General features: G+C 55.5%; 22 protein-coding genes and 1 pseudogene. 11 read left to right on the top strand and 12 right to left on the bottom strand.

Going from position 1 to position 22,782, the window contains the following annotated elements:
* Both minD and minC read right to left on the bottom strand, forming a co-directional pair.
* Complete coding sequence (minD, locus tag KIK84_RS08035) at positions 1-816, bottom strand: septum site-determining protein MinD (RefSeq protein ID WP_214122550.1); 816 nt, start codon at positions 814-816, stop codon at positions 1-3.
* 20 nt (positions 817-836) lie between these two features.
* On the bottom strand, positions 837-1,580 hold the full coding sequence (gene minC / locus KIK84_RS08030; RefSeq protein WP_214122549.1) for a septum site-determining protein MinC: 744 nt from the start codon (positions 1,578-1,580) through the stop codon (positions 837-839).
* A gap of 291 nt (positions 1,581-1,871) precedes the next feature.
* On the opposite strand from minC, the gene KIK84_RS08025 reads away from it, so the two are divergent.
* Positions 1,872-3,419, top strand: a complete 1,548-nt coding sequence (locus KIK84_RS08025) for a GGDEF domain-containing protein (RefSeq protein ID WP_214122548.1) — start codon at positions 1,872-1,874, stop codon at positions 3,417-3,419.
* On the opposite strand, the gene KIK84_RS08020 is transcribed toward KIK84_RS08025, so the two are convergent.
* Positions 3,408-3,617: a DUF2788 domain-containing protein gene (locus tag KIK84_RS08020; protein WP_214122547.1), complete on the bottom strand. Its 210-nt coding sequence runs from the start codon at positions 3,615-3,617 to the stop codon at positions 3,408-3,410. The two genes, KIK84_RS08025 and KIK84_RS08020, sit on opposite strands and share 12 nt — an antisense overlap.
* A 29-nt stretch (positions 3,618-3,646) precedes the next feature.
* On the opposite strand from KIK84_RS08020, the gene KIK84_RS08015 reads away from it, so the two are divergent.
* A complete protein-coding gene (locus KIK84_RS08015; RefSeq protein ID WP_214122546.1) occupies positions 3,647-4,573 on the top strand; it encodes a recombination-associated protein RdgC in 927 nt (308 codons plus the stop codon).
* Here KIK84_RS08015 and KIK84_RS08010 read toward each other — a convergent pair.
* Together KIK84_RS08010 and KIK84_RS08005 are read right to left on the bottom strand one after the other, a co-directional pair.
* Complete coding sequence (locus tag KIK84_RS08010) at positions 4,570-4,986, bottom strand: YMGG-like glycine zipper-containing protein (RefSeq protein ID WP_214122545.1); 417 nt, start codon at positions 4,984-4,986, stop codon at positions 4,570-4,572. The genes KIK84_RS08015 and KIK84_RS08010 overlap by 4 nt on opposite strands.
* Positions 4,987-5,073: 87 nt before the next feature.
* Positions 5,074-5,271, bottom strand: a complete 198-nt coding sequence (locus tag KIK84_RS08005) for a heavy-metal-associated domain-containing protein (RefSeq protein ID WP_214122544.1) — start codon at positions 5,269-5,271, stop codon at positions 5,074-5,076.
* A 43-nt stretch (positions 5,272-5,314) separates the two neighbouring features.
* Between KIK84_RS08005 and KIK84_RS08000 the strand changes: the two genes are divergently transcribed.
* A complete protein-coding gene (locus tag KIK84_RS08000) occupies positions 5,315-7,591 on the top strand; it encodes a heavy metal translocating P-type ATPase (RefSeq protein ID WP_250207854.1) in 2,277 nt (758 codons plus the stop codon).
* Positions 7,592-7,842: 251 nt separating this feature from the next.
* Positions 7,843-8,949 (top strand): annotated as a pseudogene (locus KIK84_RS07995) (methyl-accepting chemotaxis protein); the annotation flags it as partial.
* 32 nt (positions 8,950-8,981) lie between these two features.
* Here the strand turns inward: KIK84_RS07995 and KIK84_RS07990 are convergent.
* Entirely contained in the window at positions 8,982-10,601 is a 1,620-nt protein-coding gene (locus KIK84_RS07990) for a GMC family oxidoreductase (protein WP_214122541.1), read from the bottom strand.
* Positions 10,602-10,767: 166 nt separating this feature from the next.
* Here KIK84_RS07990 and mnmG point away from each other — a divergent pair, with 166 nt between their 5' ends.
* Genes mnmG through KIK84_RS07955 form a run of 7 tightly spaced genes read left to right on the top strand, consistent with a single transcriptional unit; the run spans position 10,768 to position 17,307 of the window.
* Positions 10,768-12,828: a tRNA uridine-5-carboxymethylaminomethyl(34) synthesis enzyme MnmG gene (mnmG, locus tag KIK84_RS07985; protein ID WP_214122540.1), complete on the top strand. Its 2,061-nt coding sequence runs from the start codon at positions 10,768-10,770 to the stop codon at positions 12,826-12,828.
* Positions 12,818-13,474, top strand: coding sequence for a 16S rRNA (guanine(527)-N(7))-methyltransferase RsmG (gene rsmG, locus KIK84_RS07980; RefSeq protein ID WP_214122539.1), 657 nt, complete (start codon positions 12,818-12,820; stop codon positions 13,472-13,474). The genes mnmG and rsmG overlap by 11 nt, the downstream gene beginning before the upstream one ends.
* Before the next feature lie 44 nt (positions 13,475-13,518).
* A complete protein-coding gene (locus tag KIK84_RS07975; RefSeq protein WP_214122538.1) occupies positions 13,519-14,304 on the top strand; it encodes a ParA family protein in 786 nt (261 codons plus the stop codon).
* A 14-nt stretch (positions 14,305-14,318) separates the two neighbouring features.
* Entirely contained in the window at positions 14,319-14,861 is a 543-nt protein-coding gene (locus KIK84_RS07970) for an RBBP9/YdeN family alpha/beta hydrolase (RefSeq protein ID WP_214122877.1), read from the top strand.
* Between the two features lie 10 nt (positions 14,862-14,871).
* Positions 14,872-15,798 (top strand): ParB/RepB/Spo0J family partition protein, encoded by a 927-nt coding sequence (locus tag KIK84_RS07965; RefSeq protein ID WP_214122537.1) that lies wholly within the window; start codon positions 14,872-14,874, stop codon positions 15,796-15,798.
* Positions 15,798-16,577 carry a class I SAM-dependent methyltransferase gene (locus KIK84_RS07960; RefSeq protein ID WP_214122536.1) on the top strand — a complete coding sequence of 260 codons (780 nt, stop codon included), beginning with the start codon at positions 15,798-15,800 and terminating at the stop codon, positions 16,575-16,577. The genes KIK84_RS07965 and KIK84_RS07960 overlap by 1 nt, the downstream gene beginning before the upstream one ends.
* Positions 16,570-17,307, top strand: coding sequence for an HD-GYP domain-containing protein (locus tag KIK84_RS07955; RefSeq protein WP_214122535.1), 738 nt, complete (start codon positions 16,570-16,572; stop codon positions 17,305-17,307). Before KIK84_RS07960 ends, KIK84_RS07955 begins: the two co-directional genes overlap by 8 nt.
* Here KIK84_RS07955 and KIK84_RS07950 read toward each other — a convergent pair whose 3' ends face one another.
* The 6 genes from KIK84_RS07950 to KIK84_RS07925 all read right to left on the bottom strand — a co-directional run bounded on the left by KIK84_RS07950 (position 17,308) and on the right by KIK84_RS07925 (position 22,658).
* Entirely contained in the window at positions 17,308-18,129 is an 822-nt protein-coding gene (locus KIK84_RS07950) for an amino acid ABC transporter permease (protein ID WP_214122534.1), read from the bottom strand.
* Positions 18,130-18,181: 52 nt separating this feature from the next.
* Complete coding sequence (locus tag KIK84_RS07945; RefSeq protein ID WP_214122533.1) at positions 18,182-18,952, bottom strand: transporter substrate-binding domain-containing protein; 771 nt, start codon at positions 18,950-18,952, stop codon at positions 18,182-18,184.
* Positions 18,953-19,092: 140 nt separating this feature from the next.
* The gene (locus tag KIK84_RS07940) at positions 19,093-19,644 is read right to left on the bottom strand and encodes a hypothetical protein (RefSeq protein WP_214122532.1); all 552 of its coding nucleotides are present in this window, start codon (positions 19,642-19,644) and stop codon (positions 19,093-19,095) included.
* A gap of 130 nt (positions 19,645-19,774) precedes the next feature.
* Positions 19,775-21,058 (bottom strand): TRAP transporter large permease, encoded by a 1,284-nt coding sequence (locus tag KIK84_RS07935; protein ID WP_214122531.1) that lies wholly within the window; start codon positions 21,056-21,058, stop codon positions 19,775-19,777.
* Complete coding sequence (locus tag KIK84_RS07930) at positions 21,055-21,660, bottom strand: TRAP transporter small permease (protein ID WP_214122530.1); 606 nt, start codon at positions 21,658-21,660, stop codon at positions 21,055-21,057. Before KIK84_RS07930 ends, KIK84_RS07935 begins: the two co-directional genes overlap by 4 nt.
* Before the next feature lie 2 nt (positions 21,661-21,662).
* Positions 21,663-22,658 carry a TRAP transporter substrate-binding protein gene (locus KIK84_RS07925; RefSeq protein ID WP_214122529.1) on the bottom strand — a complete coding sequence of 332 codons (996 nt, stop codon included), beginning with the start codon at positions 22,656-22,658 and terminating at the stop codon, positions 21,663-21,665.
* Positions 22,659-22,782: the final 124 nt, after the last annotated feature.

Here is a 22,782-nt window from a genome sequence, read left to right as displayed (position 1 = left end):
TTATTTGCTCCCAAAAATGCGTTTGAGCAAGCCTTGCTTGGGTGCTTCGGTAAAACGCATGGGTTTGTCCTCTCCCAAGAATCGCTCTATGACATCCTTATAGGCTTCGGACACATCGCTTCCTTGCAAGTGGATAGCGGGAACGCCTTGGTTGGATGCTTGCAAAACAGATTCACTCTCGGGAATCACTCCAAGCAGTTTGATGCGAAGAATGTCTTGGATATCGTCCAGCGACAGCATTTGTCCCGAATCCACGCGCAAAGGGTTGTAACGGGTGATGAGCAAATGCTCTTTGATAGGCTCACCACCCTGTGTAGCACGGCGTGTTTTGCTAGCAAGCATTCCCAAGATGCGATCGGAGTCGCGTACAGAAGAAACTTCTGGATTGGTGACCACCAAAGCCTCATCGGCAAAGTGCATAGCCATCAGGGCCCCTGTTTCGATGCCAGCAGGGGAATCACACACGATGTACTCAAAACCCATGTTGGAGAGGTCTTTAAGTACCTTCTCGACCCCTTCTTGGGTCAGAGCGTCCTTGTCACGCGTTTGGGAAGCGGCCAAAACGTACAAGTTTTCGCATTGCTTATCTTTGATCAAGGCTTGATTGAGGTTGGCTTCACCTTGAATCACGTTGATCAGGTCATACACCACGCGGCGTTCACAACCCATGATCAAGTCCAGATTACGCAAACCCACATCGAAGTCGATTACGGCGGTTTTAAAGCCGCGCAAAGCCAATCCTGTGGCAAAACTTGCGCTGGTGGTTGTTTTGCCTACTCCACCCTTACCTGAAGTTACTACGATGATTCTTGTCATGTTAGATCCTTGTATGTTGTTCAAGACTTGATTGCTTCAAAAATCAGCTTTTCTTGTCCATCATCACTGAGACGTATGTGTGCTGCTTTGCCTTGAACATCAGCTGGGAATGGATTTTCGCTCGTTCTGTACACGCCAGCGATAGAAACCAATTCTGGTTCAAAACAGGTTGAAAAAATTCTGGCTTGCGTATTGCCACGGGCTCCAGCCATGGCTTTGCCACGCAAAGGTGCGTACACATGGATATTTCCATCGGCTGCAATTTCAGCACCTTGGTTCACGATGGCGGTCACTACCAGATCTGCTCCGCGTGCATAAACCTTCTGTCCCGATCTTAAAGGCTTGTCTACCAACATCGTAGTAGGGCCAGGAATTTCACGGATTACTTCTTTTACCAGTTCTTTAACTGCAGGAGCTGGCACTGCTTGGGTGATTTTTCCAGAAGGCTTATAAGCAGTTATCTCTATGAGTCCATTGCGGGTGAGTTCTTCAACCCAGTTTGCTTGTGCATTGGCATAGCCAATTGGACGCAATCCACAATCTCGCAATGTTTGAAGCAGCAATCTTGCATTCGGTGCTTGCTTCAATTGTCCGAAGTCTATGACGACAGCATCATCGTCAAAGAAACGATTTTCTTGGCTTGCTGGTTTGTATTGGTGAAGAAGCTGTTCTATGGCTTCTTGCAGATCATCCGTCTTAAGGATCAGTGTGAGGGCTGAAAACTCAGAACTTTTGATTTCAAAGTACGTGTTTTGGGAGCCCATAGAGGCAAAAGAAGGAAAAACAATGAAGTCCTGAATCTTACTTCAATGGTTTTATTCAAAATAGTGGTAGTAGTAGAGCGGGCCTAAAACTGTTAACAACAGAAAAAAACGTTTTTTTTTCAAATACTTAGCATGTTGATGGCTATGTGCAAACAACCCGTGTATGTTTGCTATGCCAAACTGAACAACTTGGACAAGCTGCATTGGCATGTGGATAAGTGAGCAGTTGTTAAAAAGTTATCTACAGGCTTGTTCTAATATGCCTCAAATACAACCACAGTGGTGACGCTTATGGCCGATAAGAAGCCTTTTGAAATAGCGCGGGAAACGCTTAAACAGATCACAGCGCGCAAACTGGTTCCAACACCTGCTAACTACCAATCTGTCTACAACGAGATTGCAGGCATCCCTGCAGTAGGAAATTTTCCGGGTGATGTATTGCGTGACATTGCACAAGCGCTGCCTACTAAAACGCCAGGACAGCAAAAACAGAAAAGCTTGCTTGAGTATGCGATTGACCGCATGAATTGGGATGGTGTGAAAACAGCCTTGGTCGCTTATGGTGGTTTTGTTCCAGCAGTGAGTGACTCTGAAACAAGCAGCGCTGCGGGCAGATCAGTGACAGTGGGTAGTGCATCGGCTGTTCCACTTACCCCAGAATTTTTAGCCTTGATTGCCCGCATTTTGGAATACAGCCAACCTGCATTGGGTCAGGATGATGAGCGCTTTGCTGTCCAACTCAGTGAATTGGTTGCGTCCCTGAAAAGCAGCGAAGTAGATGTGTTGCAACTCAAAAACCAGTTGCTCAATTTCAGCCACCGCCTTTCTTTTGTGGCTGAAGATCAGGCAGAAATCAAATCCGGTTTGCTCAAACTACTCCAACTGGTATTTGAAAACATAGCCGACATTGCGCTTGATGACCAATGGTTACAGGGTCAAATGGAAGCACTCAAACAAGCCTCTGCTCCGCCACTGTCTTTGCGCCGTTTGGACGATGTTGAGAGACGCTTGCGGGATGTGATCTTCAAGCAAAAAGACGCCAAAGACCGTGCTGTGCAAGCCCAAGAAGAAATGCGCCAGATGCTGGCTACTTTCATTGAGCGTTTATCAGAACTGACCCAATCCACAGGGATCTTTCAAAACAAGTTGGAAGAGAGCGCACGCCAAATAGAGCAAGCCAAAACGCTGGAAGAAATTGCCCCTGTGCTGCGTGAAGTGGTAGGTACGACCCGTGCTATGGCAGCGCAAAGTCAAGGTTCGCAATCAGAATTGCAGCAGCTGCAAGAACGGGCTCAAAAGACAGAAGCCGAATTGGCCAAACTGCATCAAGAACTTGATCGTGTCAGCATACAAGCGCGTCATGACAGTCTGACAGGCGCACTCAACCGCAAGGGTCTGGAGGAAGCAGCCAACCGCGAGATTTCCCAAATGCGGCGCAAAGACAGTGTGCTAAGCGTTGCGCTGCTCGATATCGACAACTTCAAAAAACTCAATGACACCCTGGGTCACGCCACAGGCGATATGGCACTGAGTCACTTGGCTACGGTTGCATGCGAGTGCATGCGCCCGCAAGATACCTTGGCCCGTTATGGCGGTGAAGAGTTTGTCATCTTGCTGCCAGACACTGCAGTAGACAATGCTGTAGAGGCGATGACCCGCTTACAGCGCGAGTTGACTAAGCGCTTTTTTCTTTCGGGAACCGAAAAGGTTCTGATCACTTTCAGTGCAGGTGTGGCGCAGGTGGCGTTGGATGAAGAGCCATTTGAAGCCATCAAGCGCGCTGACAAAGCCATGTATTTAGCCAAGCGTGCAGGCAAAAATCGGGTGCTAGCGGCTTAAAAACCACTGAATGACCAGCTTGGCCACAAAACCCACCATCCCAAAGGCCAAGCCGAGAAAGAGTACGAAAGTACCGAACTTTCCTGCTTTAGACTCCCAAGCCAGTTGGCCAATGATGAACAGCATATAGAGCATGAAGGCGCCAACGCCTACTGTGAGCCCAAAGCTGGCAATTTGCTCTTCGGTATAGCCAAACATTTCATTTTTCCGTTTTTTGCAGGTACTGCGTGTTTAAGAACATCACGATTTTCAGGCTCAACAATGCCTTGGATTTATCCTTAGAGGATTGCTCTGAATCAATTTCCCGTGCTCGCTTTGTGCCTTGTGGCCCTGCGCAGGAGAAATCTTCCGGTTGGCTAGAGCCCCGTGGTCATGCCCATGGGGCCATGGTCGAATCAGTTGCTGGCCAGTGGATTTTCAAGTTCAAAACCGAAAGCAAGTCGGTGCCCAGTTCGGTGGTCAAGCGCAAGCTCGACGAGCAGGTGCGCAAAATCGAGCAAGACAGTGGACGCAAGCCAGGCAAAAAGGAAAAGCGTGATTTGCAGGATTCCATCCGCCAAACTCTGTTGCCCCAAGCGTTCACCAAAGAAACCACCGTGTGGATCTGGCTCGATCCAGAAAACCGCTACGTGGTGCTGGGGAGCGTGAATCAAAGCAAGGTGGACGAAATTTTGACCAGCTTGTCCGATGTCTTGCCCGGCTTTACGTGCATGGCGCTAGAGACCACCACAGCGCCTGCTACAGCCATGGCAGCATGGCTACAAGCGCAAGAGTCTCCCAACTATTTCAGCATCGACAACGAGTGCGAGCTCAAAGCCACGGACGAATCCAAAGCGGTGGTGCGTTACGCCCGCCATAGCCTTATGAGTGATGAGGTGGCGCAGCACATTGAACAAGGCAAACGCCCCACACGCTTGGCGCTCACGTGGCGTGATCGCGTGTCATTGCTGCTGACCGACACCCTGCAACTCAAAAAGATCACGCTTACCGATGTGGTGTTTGAAAATCAAGCCACAACGGCTGCTGGTGACGACAACTTCGACACCGACATTGCTTTGCTGACAGGGGAACTGCAGCAACTCATCCCCGACCTGCTGGAGATCCTTGATGGTGAGTTGCGCAGAGAGGGGTTGGCTGTTGCAGTAGCAGCTTAGTAGCGCCAGCCACCACCGTGGTGGTGGAAGCGCGGTTCTTCATGGCGAAATTCGTGGCGTGGTGGGCACCATGGGCGACCATATGCCGGGGGCATGGGCGGCATGGGTTGTGCATACACATACTGCACTGGTTGCGCAGGCATGGGTTGGACGATGGTGACCGGCTGTTGGCGTACTACACGTCGATCTGACTGGGCCACGGTGACACCCACTGCGCCACCAATGGCCGCGCCAATAACGGTGCCGTTTTTACCGCCGACGGCCTGACCGATGACTGCGCCCGTGATGGCACCCACGCCACCAGCCAAAACATCATTCATGTCATGGGCCTGAGCGGGAGTAATGAGCAGTGTGCTGCTGGCCAGCAAGGTGGAGAGCAGCAGAGTCGAGGTGCGGCGGGTAAGCATTGGCATACAGTTCCTTGAACGTTCTGATGAAAGCAGAACTCCATCCCTCAACGCACTGCGCTGGCCATGGATGACATGGCCTTGTGTAAAGTTTTACGTGCCTTGTACGGTGTAGCCTTCTTCTTCGATGGCGTGAACCAGCTTGTCTTTGTCGGCAGATGATTCCACTGTGACGCGGTTTTGTGCACGATCAATGGTCACCTGCGCTTGGGGATCAATAGCCAAGAGGGCCTTGCGCACGGCTTGTTCGCAGTGGCCGCAAGTCATGCCCGTAACGGTAAATGTTTGCATACAAAATTCCTATGGATGTGGTGATGGCGCTACCCTTGCAATTATGACTACCCCCCCTTCTATAGCGCACGATGTGGCGCTCGATATTCCAATAGCAGGCATGACCTGCGCTTCGTGTGTGCTGCGTGTCGAGCGGGCGGTGGGCAAAGTGCCAGGAGTACAGCGCGCCGCCGTCAATTTGGCGACCGAGTCAGCCCGGGTCTATGTACAAGATGCTGCGCTTGAGGCCGCCGTGCGCCGTGCTATTCGCAATGCGGGTTACGAGCCTTTGCCCACCCCTGCCAACGCCGCTAGCAACCAAGCCCCTGTCGGCTGGCACGACGCTTGGCCGGTGTTGTGGGGGGTGTTGCTCAGTGCGCCGCTCGTGGCCCCCATGGTATTGGCTCCTTGGGGAGTCCAATGGATGTTGCCAGCGTGGCTGCAATGTGCCTTGGCCACACCTGTGCAGCTACTGTTGGGCGCTCGTTTTTATGCAGGGGCATGGCATGCCCTCAAGGCGCGTAGCCCCAATATGGATGTCCTCGTGGCCTTGGGCACCAGTGCAGGGTGGTTGTTGTCACTGTGGCTGTGGTGGCGCAGTACCAGCATGCCCACAGCACATGGACATGCCGGACCCGTGCATTTGTACTTTGAAGCCTCGTCGGTGGTCATTACCCTGGTGCTGCTGGGTAAATGGCTGGAAGGTCGTGCCAAACGTCAAACCACCGATGCCATTCGTGGCCTGCAGGCATTGCGTCCGGAAACGGCGCATTTGCTCACCAGCGAAGGAGAAAAAGATGTCCCCATTGCCGAAGTGCTGGTGGGTGATAGTTTGCGCATCAAACCCGGCGAGCGTGTACCCGCCGATGCGGTGGTCACCGCTGGGCAGAGCCAAGTAGATGAATCATTGCTCACAGGCGAAGCCATGCCGGTGTCCAAAATGGTGGGCCATCGTGTGACGGGTGGAAGCATCAATGGCGATGGCTTGCTAACGGTGCAAGTGCATGCAGTGGGGGCCGAATCGACCTTGGCCCGCATTATCCGTTTGGTGGAGGATGCGCAGGTGTTCAAGGCACCCATCCAGCGCTTGGTCGATCAGGTTAGTGCGGTATTTGTCCCCGTGGTGCTGGTGCTGGCTGTATTGACGGCATTGGCTTGGTGGTGGATGGGGGCGGGTCCAGAAATAGCCATCACCCATGCCGTGGCGGTGCTCGTGATTGCTTGCCCTTGTGCACTGGGTTTGGCAACGCCTGCCGCCATCATGGTTGGTACGGGTGTAGCGGCACGCCATGGCATTTTGATACGTGATCCCCAGGCTTTAGAGCTGGCCCATAGTGTGGTTGTGGTGGCCATGGATAAAACGGGAACCCTGACCGTGGGCCAACCCCAGTTGGTGGATTGGTTCAGCGTGGATGCTTCTGGTATGCCCAGCGCCGATAGCGAAGGTTTGCGTTGCGCAGCCAGCTTGCAGCAAGGCAGCGAACACCCCTTGGCTAAAGCCTTGCTGCAAGCGGCGCAAGAGCGTGGGATGGAATTGCTGCAACCGGAGCATTTGCAAGCTGTGCCCGGCTGTGGAGTGGAAGCCGATTGCGGCGAGTACCACTATGTGTTGGGCAGCGCCAGTTGGCTCAAGCAGTGGGGTGCAGAACCTGCCTCTGGGCCATGCCAAGAGCGCATGGCAGCATGGGCTGCCCAAGGCGCTACGGTGTCTGGCTTGGCCCGGCGCACGGGGGACATGCAAGCCCAAGCGGTCGCATGGTTTGCATTTGCAGACCAAGCCAAACCCACAGCGCAGGCGGCGATTGCCCAGTTGCGCCAACTGGGCATAGCGGTGCGCATGATTTCTGGCGATAACCAAGCAGCTGCTGTGGCCATGGCCCAGCATTTGGGTTTGCAGCCCGATGAGGTGATGGCCCATGTGCTGCCCCAAGACAAGGCCCGCGAGATAGAACGCCTGCGCAGTTTGGCTGTGCAGCAGCATGGCCCCAGTGTTGCTGTGGCGATGGTGGGCGATGGCATCAACGACGCGCCAGCGTTGGCTGCGGCCGATATTGGCCTGGCCATGGCTAATGCGCGCGGTGTATCCGACGTGGTGTCGCAAACGGCAGGTATTACCCTGATGCGGGGCGATCCCATGCTGATAGCGGCTGCTTTGGATATATCGCGCCAAACGGTGCGCAAGATTCGGCAAAACCTGTTTTGGGCCTTTGTCTACAACACTGCAGGCATTCCACTGGCAGCGTTGGGCTACCTCAGTCCCATGTTGGCGGGTGCCGCCATGGCCTTGAGTTCGGTCAGCGTCATGACCAATGCTTTGCTGCTCAAACGGTGGGGGCGATAACGAACGGCAATTTCTTGATCCCCGTCAACAATATGAGGTTCTCATAAAGACTTTGCTTTTTGTGACGAAATGTAGATACATTGCCCCTCTATAAAGAGGTGTTCGTTGGTATTCATAAGATAAGGAGTCATCGCATGTTCACATTGCATTGGATGCGCATGTTCAGCATCCGCTTTCGCATGCTCAGCGCTATCGTGGTCGTTATGGTTCTGTTGGGTGCGCTGGGTTTGGGTGGTTTGTTTGGTGTTGCCAAGCTGCAATCTCAGAGCGAAGAGGTCATGCAAAATGCGGCGCGCGCAATGGCGGTGACGGCTCCCGATCAAGCCAAGGCTTTGGAACAAGCTTTGCAGCGCCAGCAGCAAGCAGGAACCAGCATTAAATGGCTGTTTGGTTTTGCTTTTCTGGTGACAGTGCTGGTCGTGGTGCCATTGACTATTCTGAATATGCAAGCCATCTGCAAGCCCTTGGAAGAGGCGCGCCACATTGCGCAAGCCATTGCTGGTGGGGATTTGTCACAAAAGCTGGTAGTTGATGGCCATGACGAGGTGGCTCAATTGCAGCGCGCGCAGCAAGAGATGCTGGACGGCTTGGGCTCTTTGGTTGCCCGTGTGCGAGATGCCAGTGAACGGGTTGCGATGACGAGTCAAGAGATTGCTGCAGGCAATCAAGACTTGTCTTCACGCACCGAACGTTCGGCCGGTAGTGTGCAAAAGACGGTTTCCTCTTTGACGGAGTTGACCCACAGTGTTCAGCAAACTTCGCAATCGACCATTGCGGCACACCAACTCTCAGACAATGCCTCTAGCTTGGCTCGGCGCAGTGGACAAGTGGTGACAGAGGCTGTGGGCAGTATGCATGCGATTGCTTCCAGTAGCACCAAGATTGCTGATATCACGGGTTTGATTGACTCCATCGCTTTCCAAACCAATATCTTGGCCCTCAATGCCGCTGTGGAAGCAGCGCGCGCCGGCGAGCAAGGGCGTGGTTTTGCTGTGGTGGCTGCCGAGGTGCGAGCCCTGGCCAAGCGCTCTGCCGATGCGGCGCGCGAGATCAAAGGTTTGATCGAAACCAGTGTGCAGACCGTGCATGGGGGCGTTAAGTTGGTGGAAGAGGCGGGCGCGGCTATGCAAGAAATGGTGGGTGGCGTCCAGCAGTTGGGTCAAATCATTGAAGAGATCAGCCAAGCTTCTGCGGTGCAGTCCAACGGCATTGCGCATGTGAATGCGGTGGTTGCCCATATTGACCAAGCTACGCAGCAAAATGCCGCCTTGGTCGAAGAGTCGGCTGCGGCAGCGGAATCACTGCGCGAGCAGGCTGTAGTCTTGTCCCAAGTGGTGCACCAGTTCCGTTTGGCCTAAGCACAGCATCTGCGCTAATGCCAGGCCCACGTTTATGCGTGGGCTTTTTTTATCCAGTCAGCCGCTTTTTCCGCAATCATGATGGTGGGGGCGTTGGTGTTGCCGGTCACGATGGTGGGCATGATGGACGCATCGACCACTCGCAAACCGAGCACCCCTTTGACGCGCAGTCTGTCATCTACCACGGCCGTAGGGTCGCTATCAGGCCCCATTTTGCATGTGCCTACGGGGTGGTATTCGGTGTCGGAGTTGTGGGCGATAAAGTCTTCAACGCCGTGCTTGTCGTGCCGTGGGAAGGGGTAGAGCAGCGGGCCTCGGTACGCGTCCAGCGCAGGGTTGTGCAGTATGTCGTAGGCCATGCAGGTGGCTTGCACCAATGTTTCTCTATCGGTGTTTGCGCTCAGATAGTTGGGATCGATCAATGGTGGTTGCATGGGGTCGCGATTGGCCAACTCCAGCTTGCCGCGACTGTGTGGGCGCATCAGTGTTACGTGCAAGGTGTAGCCATGGCCCCAATGGGGTTTGCGCGTGTGGTCATCCACGATGCCCATGCACAGTGCCAGTTGGATATCGGGTGCGGGTAAATCTGGGCGCGTGGACATGAATGCTTGAGTTTCTGCCACGTTGGACGTGAGCCAACCACGGCGGGTTTGTTTCCACTGCCACGCTGCACGCAACAGTGATAGCCCACCACGCAGCGAGAAGCCCAAGGTGTCCTGCCAAACGCGGGTGCGGTGGATGAGCACCGTGCTCAGGTGGTCTTGCAAATTCATACCCACACCATTGCTGGCTAAGCGCAGCGGAATCTGTAGGGTCTGCAAATGGGCAGCAGGGCCAATGCCAGATCGCAACAAAATGCTGGGCGAATGAATAGCTCCCGCACACAATGCCACCTCGCGGTGGGCCCTCACAGTGCGTTGCAGGCCTTTTTGCACAAAGTGCACGCCGCGTGCGCGCAGTTGCCCTGTGGGCAAGGTTTCCCATTCCAATTCGGTCACGTGTGCATGCCGTATGACGTGCAAGTTGGGGCGCTGCAAGTGGGGGGTAATGTAGGCTTTGGCGGCGCTCCAACGGTCACCTTGCCACTGGGTGACTTGTGCAGGTGCACAGCCCCACTGTTGTTCCCCGTTGTAATCGGGAGTGCGGGGTAGGCCTTGGTTTTCACAGGCTTGCAAAAAGGCCTCATTGAGTGGGCTGGGGTTGCGCAAATAGCTCACATGCAAGGGGCCATCATGACCGTGCAAGGGGCTGTTGGGCAGGCAGTGAGAGTTTTCGCTGCGCACGAAATAGGGCAGTACGTCTTGGTAACCCCAGTCGCTGTTGCCTGCGGCAGCCCATTGGTCGTAGTCGTAGCGGTTGCCACGCGTGTACACCATGGCATTGACCGAACTGCTTCCCCCCATGACCTTTCCACGTGGAACATAGCCACGCCGACCAGCCAAACCTGCTTGCGGTATGGTTTGATGGCTCCAATTGAAAAAACCAAATGGTGCCGTGAAAGCAAAACCCAGTGGCGCATGGATGAGCGCGCTGTTGTCTGCTCCGCCAGCTTCGAGGAGGCACACAGACACATGGGGGTCTTCTGATAAGCGGCTGGCCAATGTGCAGCCAGCCGATCCCCCGCCAATTACGATGAAATCAAACTCTTGCATGGACGTAAGCCTAATGCCATTTATCCCCTGCTCATGCTCGGGAATGCACGCCCATTAATTGGAGGGCTTACTCCAAACATGCCCCCTCAGTAAAATGCGGGTCTTTCCCACCTTCTTCAAACGGCCAAGGCTCTGTGACGAGCGCGTTGACTTGGCCTACTCTCACATGCTGTATCCACAAGTTTTTGATGTCATCGTCGTTGGTGGCGGTCATGCTGGTACCGAGGCTGCGTTAGCCGCTGCCCGCATGGGCTGCGCCACTTTGCTGCTGACCCACAATATTGAAACCCTGGGCCAGATGAGCTGCAACCCCTCCATTGGCGGTATCGGCAAAGGCCATTTGGTCAAAGAAGTGGATGCATTGGGCGGGGCCATGGCCTTGGCCACAGACCAAGCAGGTATCCAGTTCCGTACCTTGAACTCCAGCAAAGGCCCGGCAGTGCGTGCCACGCGCGCTCAAGCGGATCGCATTTTGTACAAGGCCGCCATTCGCCACATGCTGGAAAACCAACCCAACCTGTGGTTGTTCCAGCAAGCCGTGGAGGACTTGATGGTCGAGTCTACCGGCACAGGTGAGCGTGTGGTCGGCGCAGTGACGCAAGTGGGCATTCGTTTCCTCGCGCGCACCGTGGTGCTGACAGCGGGCACTTTCTTGGACGGAAAAATCCATGTGGGGCTGAACCACTACGCGGCAGGCCGTGCGGGTGACCCGCCCGCTGTGGGTTTGAGCAGCCGCCTCAAGGAGTTGCAGTTGCCCCAAGGGCGCCTCAAAACTGGTACACCGCCACGTATCGATGGCCGAAGCATCGATTTTTCCCCGTTGGAAGAACAACCCGGTGATGGCGTCCCCGGTGGTATGTCGCCCCACATGCCCGTTTTCAGCTTTGTGGGCTCGCGCAGCATGCACCCTCGTCAAATTTCGTGCTGGATCACCCATACCAATGCCCAAACGCACGACATCATCCGCAGCGGTTTTGACCGCAGCCCAATGTTCACCGGCAAGATCGAAGGCGTGGGGCCCCGCTATTGCCCCAGCGTGGAGGACAAGATCAACCGCTTTGCTGACAAAGACAGCCACCAGATTTTTCTGGAGCCCGAAGGGCTGACCACGCACGAGTACTACCCCAACGGTATTTCCACCAGCTTGCCCTTTGATATCCAGTACGCCTTAGTGCGCAGCATGCCGGGTTTGGAGAATGCCCATATCTTGCGCCCTGGCTACGCCATCGAATACGACTACTTTGACCCTCGCGGTCTCAAGAGCAACTTCGAGACGCGCCAGATTCGAGGGCTGTTTTTCGCTGGGCAAATCAATGGCACCACGGGCTACGAAGAGGCGGCTGCCCAAGGCCTGTTTGCAGGCATCAATGCCGCCTTGCAAGTGCGTGCCATGGGTGGGGGCGATGCCAGCCGCAGTGCGGCGGGTGCAGCCAGCTACACCGATGCCACTTGGCTGCCCAGTCGTGATCAAGCCTACTTGGGCGTGTTGGTGGACGACCTTATCACCAAGGGCGTGACCGAGCCCTACCGCATGTTCACCAGCCGCGCCGAGTTCCGCCTGCAGTTGCGCGAAGACAATGCCGATGCCCGATTAACCGACGCAGGCCGTGCCTTGGGTCTGGTGGACAACGCCCGTTGGGATGCGTACTGCCGCAAACGCGATGCTGTTTCACGTGAAACAGAGCGCCTCAAGTCGACTTGGGTGAATCCACGCAACCTGCCCGAAAGCGAGGCCGTGCGGGTGCTGGGCAAGAGCATTGAACACGAATACGCGCTGGCTGATTTGTTGCGTCGCCCCACGGTGGATTACACCAAGCTGATGACTTTGGATGGTGATCGCTTTGTGAGTGCCGATTTGCCGGTGGCAGCCTTGCAGCGCCGCGAGTCTGGTGAGGGTGGGGTGGAGGATGAGTTTGTGGCTACCGTGCTAGAGCAGGTAGAGATTGGCATCAAGTACGCGGGGTATATAGACCGTCAAAAAATGGAGGTGGAGCGTGCCGCCCACTACGAAAACCTGCGCTTGCCTGAGGGGTTGGACTATATGCAGGTGGAGGCATTGAGCATAGAGGTGCGCCAGCGTTTGAATAAATACCGCCCCGAAACTTTGGGCTTGGCCTCGCGCCTATCGGGCATTACGCCTGCAGCGATTTCGCTGCTACTCATCCACTTGCGCCGCGGTGGTTTTAAGGGTTTTGAAGAAGTGAAGGTGGCTGCTGATGCCCATTGAGACCGTGCAAAGCGCGTTGGCACAAGGTGCTAAAACGCTGGGTTTGGATCTGACCACCGCCCAATTGGCCTTGCTAGAGCAATACCTGCAGTTGCTGCAAAAGTGGAACAAGGTCTATAACCTCACCGCTTTACGCGATGCACAAGACATGCTCACCCACCATGTCCTGGATAGTTTGGCGGCTGTGCCGCCTCTTATGCGTCACTTGGGACAACAGCCAGATATGGCCGATGGCGTGCTTGATGTCGGTTCTGGCGGAGGCTTGCCTGGCGTGGTGCTCGCCATTGTGTTGCCGCACGTCAAGGTCAGCTGTGTCGATGCTGTGGCCAAGAAAGCGGCCTTTGTGCAACAGGTGGCCGCTCAGTTGGGCTTGGCCAATTTGACGGGCTTGCATGCCCGCGTGGAAACTTTGGTGGGGCGGCAGTGGGGGCTTATCACCTCCCGCGCATTTGCTTCACTGAAGGATTTTGTGACCTTGACCCATGAGTTGCTGGCCCCTGAAGGAGTGTGGATGGCCATGAAAGGGCGACACCCGGCAGATGAGATGGCGTCCTTGCCCGCATGGGCGAATGTGTTTCACGTGGAACAGTTGCAGGTGCCGGCTTTGCAAGCGGAGCGTTGCATCGTCTGGATGCGGCGACAATAGCACCCCATATCCCATCAGCACGGCAATAAGAACTACGGATCAACATGGCAAAAATTTTCTGCGTGGCCAACCAAAAGGGCGGAGTCGGCAAAACCACCACCACAGTCAATCTGGCCGCGGGCTTGGCAAAAATCGGCCAACGCGTGCTGATGGTGGACTTGGATCCACAAGGCAATGCCACCATGGGTTCTGGTGTGGATAAGCGCAAGCTCGAGCTCAGTGTGTACGACGTGCTGTTGGAGTCGGCCAGCATTGAGGAGGCCCGCGTTCAAGGTCCCAAGTTGGTGGAAGCCGGTTGTGGCTACGATGTACTCGGTGCCAATCGCGACTTGGCTGGTGCGGAAGTGGAGCTGGTGGATTTGGAGCGCCGTGAACGCCGCCTCAAGAATGCTATCGCCAAGGTGGATGACCAATACGACTTTGTGTTGATCGATTGCCCTCCCAGCCTCTCGATGCTCACCCTCAATGGCCTGTGCTCAGCCCATGGCGTGGTGGTGCCCATGCAGTGTGAATATTTTGCGCTGGAAGGGTTGACGGATTTGGTCAACACCATCAAGCAGGTCAAAGCCAACCTCAATCCTGATTTGCAGCTAATCGGCTTGTTGCGTGTGATGTTTGATCCTCGCATCACACTGCAAATGCAGGTGAGTGACCAGCTCAAGGCGCATTTTGCTGACAAGGTGTTTGACACCATCATCCCGCGCAACGTGCGTTTAGCCGAAGCCCCCAGCTACGGCGTGCCCGGTGTGGTGTTCGATCCGGCATCCAAGGGGGCGCAGTCCTTTGTAGGCTTTGCCCAAGAGATGGTGCAACGCATCCAAGCCATGTGATGCCCGCCATGGCGATTGATCCACAACGTGTTCTGTTGCTTGCGGGTTGGCAAAACTCGGGGCCGGATCATTGGCAAAGCCGCTGGGAGGTGTTGCACGGTTTTCAGCGTGTGCAGCAGCACGATTGGATGACCCCGCGCCGCGGCGACTGGATGATGCAACTTGAAGAAGCCGTGCTGGCCAGTGGTCGTGATGACCTGCTGCTGGTTGCGCACAGCTTGGGCTGCGTGCTGGTAGCAGCATGGGCCAGTCATTCGCAGCACACCCACCGGGTGGCCGGTGCCTTGCTGGTAGCACCTGGTGACGTGGAAAGCCGCCCCGATTTGGCGGCGTTGCTGCCCAGCTGGCTGCCCATAGAGCGCCAGCCCTTGCCATTTACCAGCGTGTTGCTGGGTAGCAGCAACGACCCTTTCTGCGCCCAAGAGCGGGCCCATGCATTGGCCCAGAACTGGGGCAGCCAGTGGGTGATGTATGGTGCTGCAGGGCATATCAACAGCGAGTCGGGTCTGGGCGATTGGCCCCAAGGGCTGCGCTATCTCGAACAACTCCAACAATAGGAAATTCACCATGGTGACTAAGAAACCCAAGGGCCTGGGGATGGGTCTGGAGGCCCTGCTGGGTCCCGCTGTGCAGGACTCTGCCGCCAAAACCAGCGGGGCTGCTGAGCTGCCCCACAGCCTCAAGCTAGAGCGCATGGTGCCCGGTATGTACCAGCCACGCACCCGCATGGACGAGGGGGCACTCTACGAACTGGCCGAGAGCATCAAGGCCCAAGGCATCATGCAGCCTATCCTCGTGCGCCAATTGCACGATGGGGACAACGCTGGCAAGTACGAAATCATCGCTGGGGAGCGGCGTTTCCGTGCCGCCAAATTGGCGGGTTTGGACGAAGTGCCGGTGCTGGTCAAAGAGGTGCCCAACGAGGCCGCCGCGGCCATGGCGTTGATTGAGAACATCCAGCGCGAAGACCTCAACCCCTTGGAAGAAGCCCAAGGTCTACAGCGCCTGATCCGCGAGTTTGGTCTGACCCACGAACAAGCCGCGCAGGCCGTCGGGCGCTCGCGCAGTGCGGCCAGTAACCTGCTGCGCTTGCTCAATTTGGCCGATCCGGTGCAAACCATGCTCATGGCGGGTGACATCGACATGGGCCATGCACGTGCCTTGCTGGCTCTGGATCGCGCAACACAAATCACCGCGGCCAACCAGATCGCCGCCAAAACCATGTCGGTGCGCGAAGCCGAAAGCTTGGTCAAAAAACTGGGTGCAGAGTTCTCCCTCACCAGTCCCAAACCCAGCAAAGAAAAGTCGCGTGACCTCAAGCGCTTGGAAGAAGAATTGTCGGACTTGCTGACCACCACCGTCGAGGTGCGGGTTAAAAAGCGCGTCAAGCGCAATGGCCGCATGGACGATATGGGAGAGCTATCCATCCAGTTTTCGTCTTTGGATGAGCTCAATGCCCTGATCGAACGCCTGAACCCCGGAGCGCAACGCTGATGTGGGCTTGGCTGTACCGCCAAGCGTGGCCATTGCCCGCCATCGTGGTGTGGGCGGTGTCATGGCTGGTATACAGCTTTGGGCGTCTCTGGGATACGCAAGTGGCCTTGGTGCTTGCTTTGCTCTTGGGCTTGTGGGCGGCATGGGCTGCGCCTAGCCGTTCGCGCCGCATCTGGGTGGCTGCGGGGTTTCCAGTCTCTCTGCTGTTGGCGCTGTTGTGGAAAGAGCATGCATCAGGGTGGCCACTTTGGTTGTGGTTGGTACCGGTGGTCCTGTTGTTGTTGCTGTATCCCATGAGTGCGTGGCGCGATGCTCCACTGTTCCCAACACCCGATGGAGCGTTGGATGACTTGCCCAGCGTCGCTGTCTTGCCCCCGAGTGCGGTGGTTTTGGATGCCGGGTGTGGCTTGGGGCATGGTCTAGAAGCCCTGCGCAGGGCGTATCCATTGGCCAGGCATGTCGGCATAGAAAAAAGCCGGGTGCTGGCTGCTTTGTGCCGTTGGCGTTGCCGCTGGGCCACGGTTTTTGATGAGGATATGTGGCAGCATGGCTGGTCAGCCTATGCCATGGTGTTTGTATTCCAGCGTCCCGAAAGTATGGAGCGTGTGTGGCGCAAAGCCTTGGCCGAATTGGTTCCCGGTGCTTGGCTGGTTAGTCTCGATTTTGCGGTGCCAAACACTGATCCTTACGCCCAGATAGAGCTGCACGATGGCAAAATCGTGTGGGTTTACGAAATACCCTTATTACAGTCCGCTAGAGAGGATTCGCAGGATGAGTAACCTTAACCCTACCAGCAGCACCGAGGAAACCTCTCTGTACCAAGTGGCCTCGTTTGCCATGGCGACTTTGGCCGAGCTGCGCGAGTCCGATACCGAGAGCCACATTCTGCGCATTCGTGCCTATATTCGCTTGCTGGCTGAGCAAATGGCCCTTAGCCCTGCGTATGCCGCCACATTGACGCCCGAGTACATCGACTACTTGGAGCGTTGCGCGCATATCTACGACATGGGAAATATAGGCATTCCCGACAAAATTTTGCTCAAGCCAGGTCGTCTGACGGCAGAAGAGGTGGCCATCATGCGCACCCATACCGTGCTAGGCCACGAGGCATTAGGGCGGGCCAAAAGCTCGCTCAAACACAGCTCACCATGGTTGGACTTGGCCATGGAAGTGGCTTTGTCGCACCACGAAAAATGGGATGGATCGGGCTACCCCCAAGGCTTGCAGGCAGAACGTATCCCACTGGCGGCGCGCATTGTGGCTTTGGCCGATGTGTTCGATGCGCTTATTACCAGCAAGGTCTATAAGCAAGGCATGGGTGTGGAGCAAGCGTGCCAAACCATTCTGGAGCAAAGTGGTAAGCACTTCGCACCCGATGTAGTGCAGGCTTTTGTTGCGGTGCAAGCCCAATTCCGTGCTGTGGCGCAGCGCTTGGCAGATACCGATGCAGACATGCAAAAGCGCATCGAATACCTGGCCAACGCGATTGCTGAAACAGCCGTTTTCTAATCAGTCCTTTTGGTAGCCTTTGGCGCGCCAGTGCTGCTCTAGCTTGCGCAGCAGCAAGGACAGGGATACCGTGAGCAGCAAATAAAGCGCCGCCACGGTGTTGTACGTTTCCACTGTAAGGAATGAACTGGACGCATACAGTTTGCCCAGCTGTGTGATGTCGTTGACCCCCAGCACCGAAACCAGAGACGAGTCTTTCACCATGGCGATGAAGTCGTTGCCTAAAACGGGCAGCACTTTGCGCACTGCTTGTGGCCACAGCACAAGGCGGAAGGTCTGCCACCGGGACAGCCCCAACGCATAGGCCGCTTCGCTTTGTGACTTGTCAATGCTATCGAGCCCAGCCCGAAAGACCTCGGCCAAAAATGCGCTGTAAGCGAATGCCAGCGCTACGATGCCCCGCACTAGGTTGGAGATGTCGCGCACTTGTACATCGGGGAACCAGCCTGCTGCTATAGCAGCTTGCGCTGTCCATTGGTAGGCATTGATTAGCAGTGGTGCACCCACAAAAGTGACGTATAGCAGTATCACCAGCGCGGGCAGCCCGCGCACAATCTCGATGTAAAAGCGGGCCGCTTGCCGTAACCACAGGGTTTTGGAGCGGCTAGCCAATGCCAGTAGCAGTCCTAACAACAAGGCCAAGGCATAACTGCAAACGGCCACCAGAACGGTAGTGCCCAAGCCGGTGAGCAATGTTTCAAAAATCAAGCCATAGCGACCATCAGCCAGCGCAAATGCAGCGCAGGCAATGCCGATGGTGATGAGTGCCCACAGCCAGTAGGGGCGGTCGGGTTTGGTGTTGGTTTCGATCAGTATGGCCATAAAAGCGCAAACCCCGCCGTGTGGGCGGGGCAGTCAGGTACGCAAGAATAGTTTATTGGTTCAGTTTGTATTCGACAAACCACTTGTGATCCAAGGCTTTGAGTGTGCCATCGGCGCGCAGTTGCTTGAGTGCGGCATTGACGGGTTTGACCAGATCTGAGCCCGGTTTGAAGATGAAGCCAAACTCTTCGCGCCCCATGGGCTTGCCGACAACCTTGAAGGTATTGGGAAAGGCCTTGATATAGCCTTGGGCCGAGACGCCATCACTCAGCACGGTATCCACATCGCCTGCCTTGAGTGCCTGCATAGACAATCCAAAGGTTTCATACAGCTTGATGCGTGGGTTCTTTTCATTGCCATCCAGCAATTCATAGACCGCGGTATAGAAGTTCGTGGTGCCGCCCTGTGCGCCGACGAGCAGTTTGGTGTTGGGTTTGAAGCTGGCAGCATCGGCAAAGCGCTTTTCGTTGGCGCGAACCATCATGAATTGCTCAGACACCATATAGGGGTCAGAAAACGCCACTTGCTTTTTGCGGTCTTCTTGGATGGTGATGCCATCCATACCCACATCAAACTGGCCCTTGCGCACGGCCTCAATCATGGTGTCCCAGCTCGTTAGCTTCCACTCCACTTTGGCGTTCAGGCGTTTGGCAATTTCATTGAATACGTCGTACTCCCAACCGATGCTGGCCCCCGTTTTGGGATCCTTGAAATTCAAGGGCACGTAAGCGTTCTCTGTCACTGCGACGATGACACGACCATTGAGGTCGGGCAGTTTTTGCGCATGCACTGCTGGGGTGAGCACAGCGCTCATGGTGACCATGGTGCACAGAGTTAAAAAGGAGCGTCGTTTTGTCACGGCTGGTTTTCTCACAAAAATTCAGACCAACTGACTATAGCCAAAAGCGCTGCGTTGGACTAATGGAAAACCGTATAAGCATGGATGCAGTTGGCCAATCGAATTTAGCCAACTTGACCGATCAATGTTCCTTTGTTGTGACGAAACAGGCGAGGGCCCCACCAGCCAATGTCGGGGAAAATTTTGCGCCGTACAAACCACACGTAACCGCTTGCCAAGATATGGATAGATAACAAGGCAAAGCCAAACATGGAAGGGAACTGCATCAGCAGCAGCCCATATGGCAATACACCGCAGATGGCTACTAGCAGGTACAAGTTATAGGCTTGTGCGTAATTGCGGAAAAAGCCCCAAGCAAACAGCAGTGGAACCGAGGCTGCAAGCAGTGGCATGCACATGCGCATAAGCGGGGTGTGGCTGAGTTGGTAGCCAAGCCATGCCCCTGCAAGGGCTTGGAGCAGCACGATCCAAACAAGGTAATCGATCAACTCACCATACCGGTCAATCAGGAATACATCAGCATGCACAGCGATGCACCAAGCGGCTTTGCGCGGCGAAACGCCTTTTTGCTCGGTGAGCACGCGAAATACGGCGAGCTTATCCATGCCGTTGTTCAGCATGAGATCAACTTGGGCTTGTAAATTGGTGTGATCCATCTCCCTGCCACCTTGAATAGTTGGTAACAAGTCTAGGTCTGGTGGTGTTTGGGGCCTATCCCCAAAAAGGATGAAAATAGATAAAAAAGGGAGCACTAAAGCTCCCTTTGCGTTAAGCGCAGCGTTTGGACTACATGGCGCCGATCATTTTCGGGAACCACAGCGTCAGCGCTGGCCAGTACGTAACCACCAGCAAAAAGCCCACCATGGACAGCAACCACGGCCAAACGGCCACGGTCAGTTCGGTAATGCCCATCTTGGTAATGCCTGAGGCCACATACAGGTTCAGACCCACGGGTGGATGGCACATGCCCACTTCCATGTTCACCACCATGATGATGCCAAAGTGCACCGGGTCAATGCCCAGTTTCATGGCCACAGGGAACAAGATCGGTGCGAAGATCAGCACGATGGAGGAGGGCTCCATGAAGTTGCCCGCCAGCAGCAGGATCACGTTCACCGCCAACAGGAAGGTGATGACACCCAGGCCATGGCCCAGCATCCAATCGGCCAAGGCTTGCGGAATGTTCTCGTTGGTCATGATGAAGCTGAACAACACCGCGTTGGTGATGATGTACAGCAGCATGGCCGACATATTGGCCGAACTCAGCAGCACACGGGGTACATCTTTCAAAGACATGTCTTTGTAGATAAACACCGCCACCACGAAAGCGTATACCGCGCTCATAGCGGCTGCTTCGGTGGGGGTGAACACACCGGTGTAGATACCGCCCATGACGATGACGATCAACAGCAAGCCCCAGATGGATTCGCGCAAGGCCTTCAGGCGTTGCACCCATGTCGCTTTAGGCAAACGGGGGTAGTCGAACTTGCGCGCACGCCACCAGGTCACACCGGCCAATACGCCTGCCAATGCCAAGCCTGGCACCACGCCGGCCATGAACAGTGCACCCACGGAGGTGTTGGTCGCTACCGAGTACATCACCATCACGATAGACGGTGGAATCAGGATACCCAAAGCACCTGAAGTGGTGATCACACCCGCACCGAAGCTGCGAGGAAAGCCTGCCTTGACCATGGCTGGCAACAAGATCGAGCCAATGGCCACCACGGTAGCTGGTGATGAACCCGATACGGCAGCAAACAGTGCGCAGGCGAGCACGCCTGCCAAGCCCAAGCCGCCATACCAGTGGCCCACCATGCTGGTGGCGAAGTTGATCATGCGCCGCGCCACCCCACCGTGGGTGAGGAAGTTGCCTGCCAGAATGAAGAAGGGGATCGCCATGATCTCGAACTTCTCAATGCCGGTGAACAGCTTGAGCGCCACCGACTCCAGCGGCACATGCGTGAAGCCAAACAAAAAGGTCAGCACCGTCAGACCCAGTGCGATCGAGATCGGCATGCCCGTGAGCATCAGCACGGTCAGCAGCGTAAAAATGATGAGTGCGCTCATGCGGCTTTCCCCTCTTCTTCGTCCAAGCCGTCCACATGGCCATGGTCATGGTGGGGCAGTTCGCCAGTGCGCACAAACTGCACCAGCACTTGCAGGAAACGGAAACACATCAAACCAGTACCCAAAGGAATCGCGGAATAGAAGATCCACGTGGGCCATTCGAGGTCGGGCGTGGTGGGGCCTTCTAGCAGGCCATCCATGGACCAACCCAAAGCGTTGGCAAACGCATAGTGCGCACCAATCTTCCACACCATGTACCCACCCAAGCACGCCACGATGGCGGTGAACAGAGCACCAGCACCCAAGCCCAGAATGACGAACTTGTTGCGGTTTTCAGGGCTCAAGCGGTTGATGAGTACATCCACCCCCACGTGGATACCTGTGCGCACGCCATAAGCTGCGCCAAACTTGGCCATCCACACAAACATGTAAATCGTCAGCTCTTGCGCCCAAGTCAGGTTGATGCTCAAGAGCCAGTCTTGCAGACCGGGGATATTCCACCCTGCTGCGTATCGGTGCAAGACCGATACGAAAATCAGCAGCGTGGCCCCAGCCATCAGAGTGCCAATCAGCCACTCTTCGAGATGGTTAAGCCACTTCATGATTACAGCTTCTCGGGGTCAAAGCCAGTTTCTTTGTAGACCTCTTTGAGCATCTCTTTGCCCACGCGGTCGGCCATCTTGATGTGCACAGGTGCCATGGCTTTCTTAAACGCCATGCGCTCTTCTTTGGTGGGTGTGTAAATCATGGTTTTGCCACTCTTTTTCACCGCCTCCAGCGAAGAGTCGTTTTCTTCTTGGGCAATCTTGTTGGCATAAGCCGATGCCTCTTTCATGGCTTGCTCCAACTGGCCGCGCACGTCAGCAGGCAGGCCATCCCAGAACTGTTTGTTGGCAATCACGGCATAACCCAAGTAACCGTGGTTGGTCAGGCTCAGGTGCTTTTGCACTTCGTGCATCTTCTGGGTGTAGAAGTTGGAGATGGGGTTCTCGGTGCCGTCCACCACGCCGGTTTGCAGGGCTTGGTACACCTCGGAGAAAGCCATCACTTGGGGAATAGCACCCAAGGAGCGGATTTGCTCTTCCAGCACCTTGGAGGACTGGATGCGCAGCTTCTTGCCCTTGAGGTCAGCAGGCGTCTTGATGGGGGTGTTGGCCGAGAACGATTTGAAACCGTTGTCCCAGAAACCCAAACCCTTGATGCCACGGGGCTCCAACTTGGCCAGCAGGCTAGCGCCCACAGGGCCTTGGGTCACTTTGTGCAGATCGGCGTAGTCATCAAAGATGAAGGGGAAGTCGAACACTTCGAACTCCTTCACGCCGATGGGGCCGAACTTGGCCAGCGAAGGGGCCAGCATTTGCACCGCACCCATTTGCAGTGCTTCCAGCTCTTCTTTGTCTTTGTAGAGTGAGCTGTTGGCATACACCTCAACCTTGACTTTGCCCTTGGTCAGTTCTGCTGCACGTTTGGCAAAAAAGTCAGCGGCTTTGCCTTTGGGGGTATCTGCAGCCACCACGTGGCTGAACTTGATGACGGTTTGGGCAGAGGCTGCACAGCCCAGTGCCAACAAGGCCGAGGCCAAGATCATTTTGAGTTTCATAGTCATGTCTCCTACAAAGAAACGGATTGCACATGACCATGAAGCCTACGCAGGGCAAAGGCCTTTGCAAACTGTGGCCTTCAACAGCTAGGGAAAACCCGCCCAAGGGCTGCATGGGCGGGAA

It is taken from the genome of Curvibacter sp. CHRR-16 (assembly GCF_018474005.1).
In the GTDB taxonomy this organism is placed as follows: Bacteria; Pseudomonadota; Gammaproteobacteria; order Burkholderiales; family Burkholderiaceae_C; genus Allorhodoferax.
This window is presented reverse-complemented; position numbering and strand designations above follow the sequence as displayed.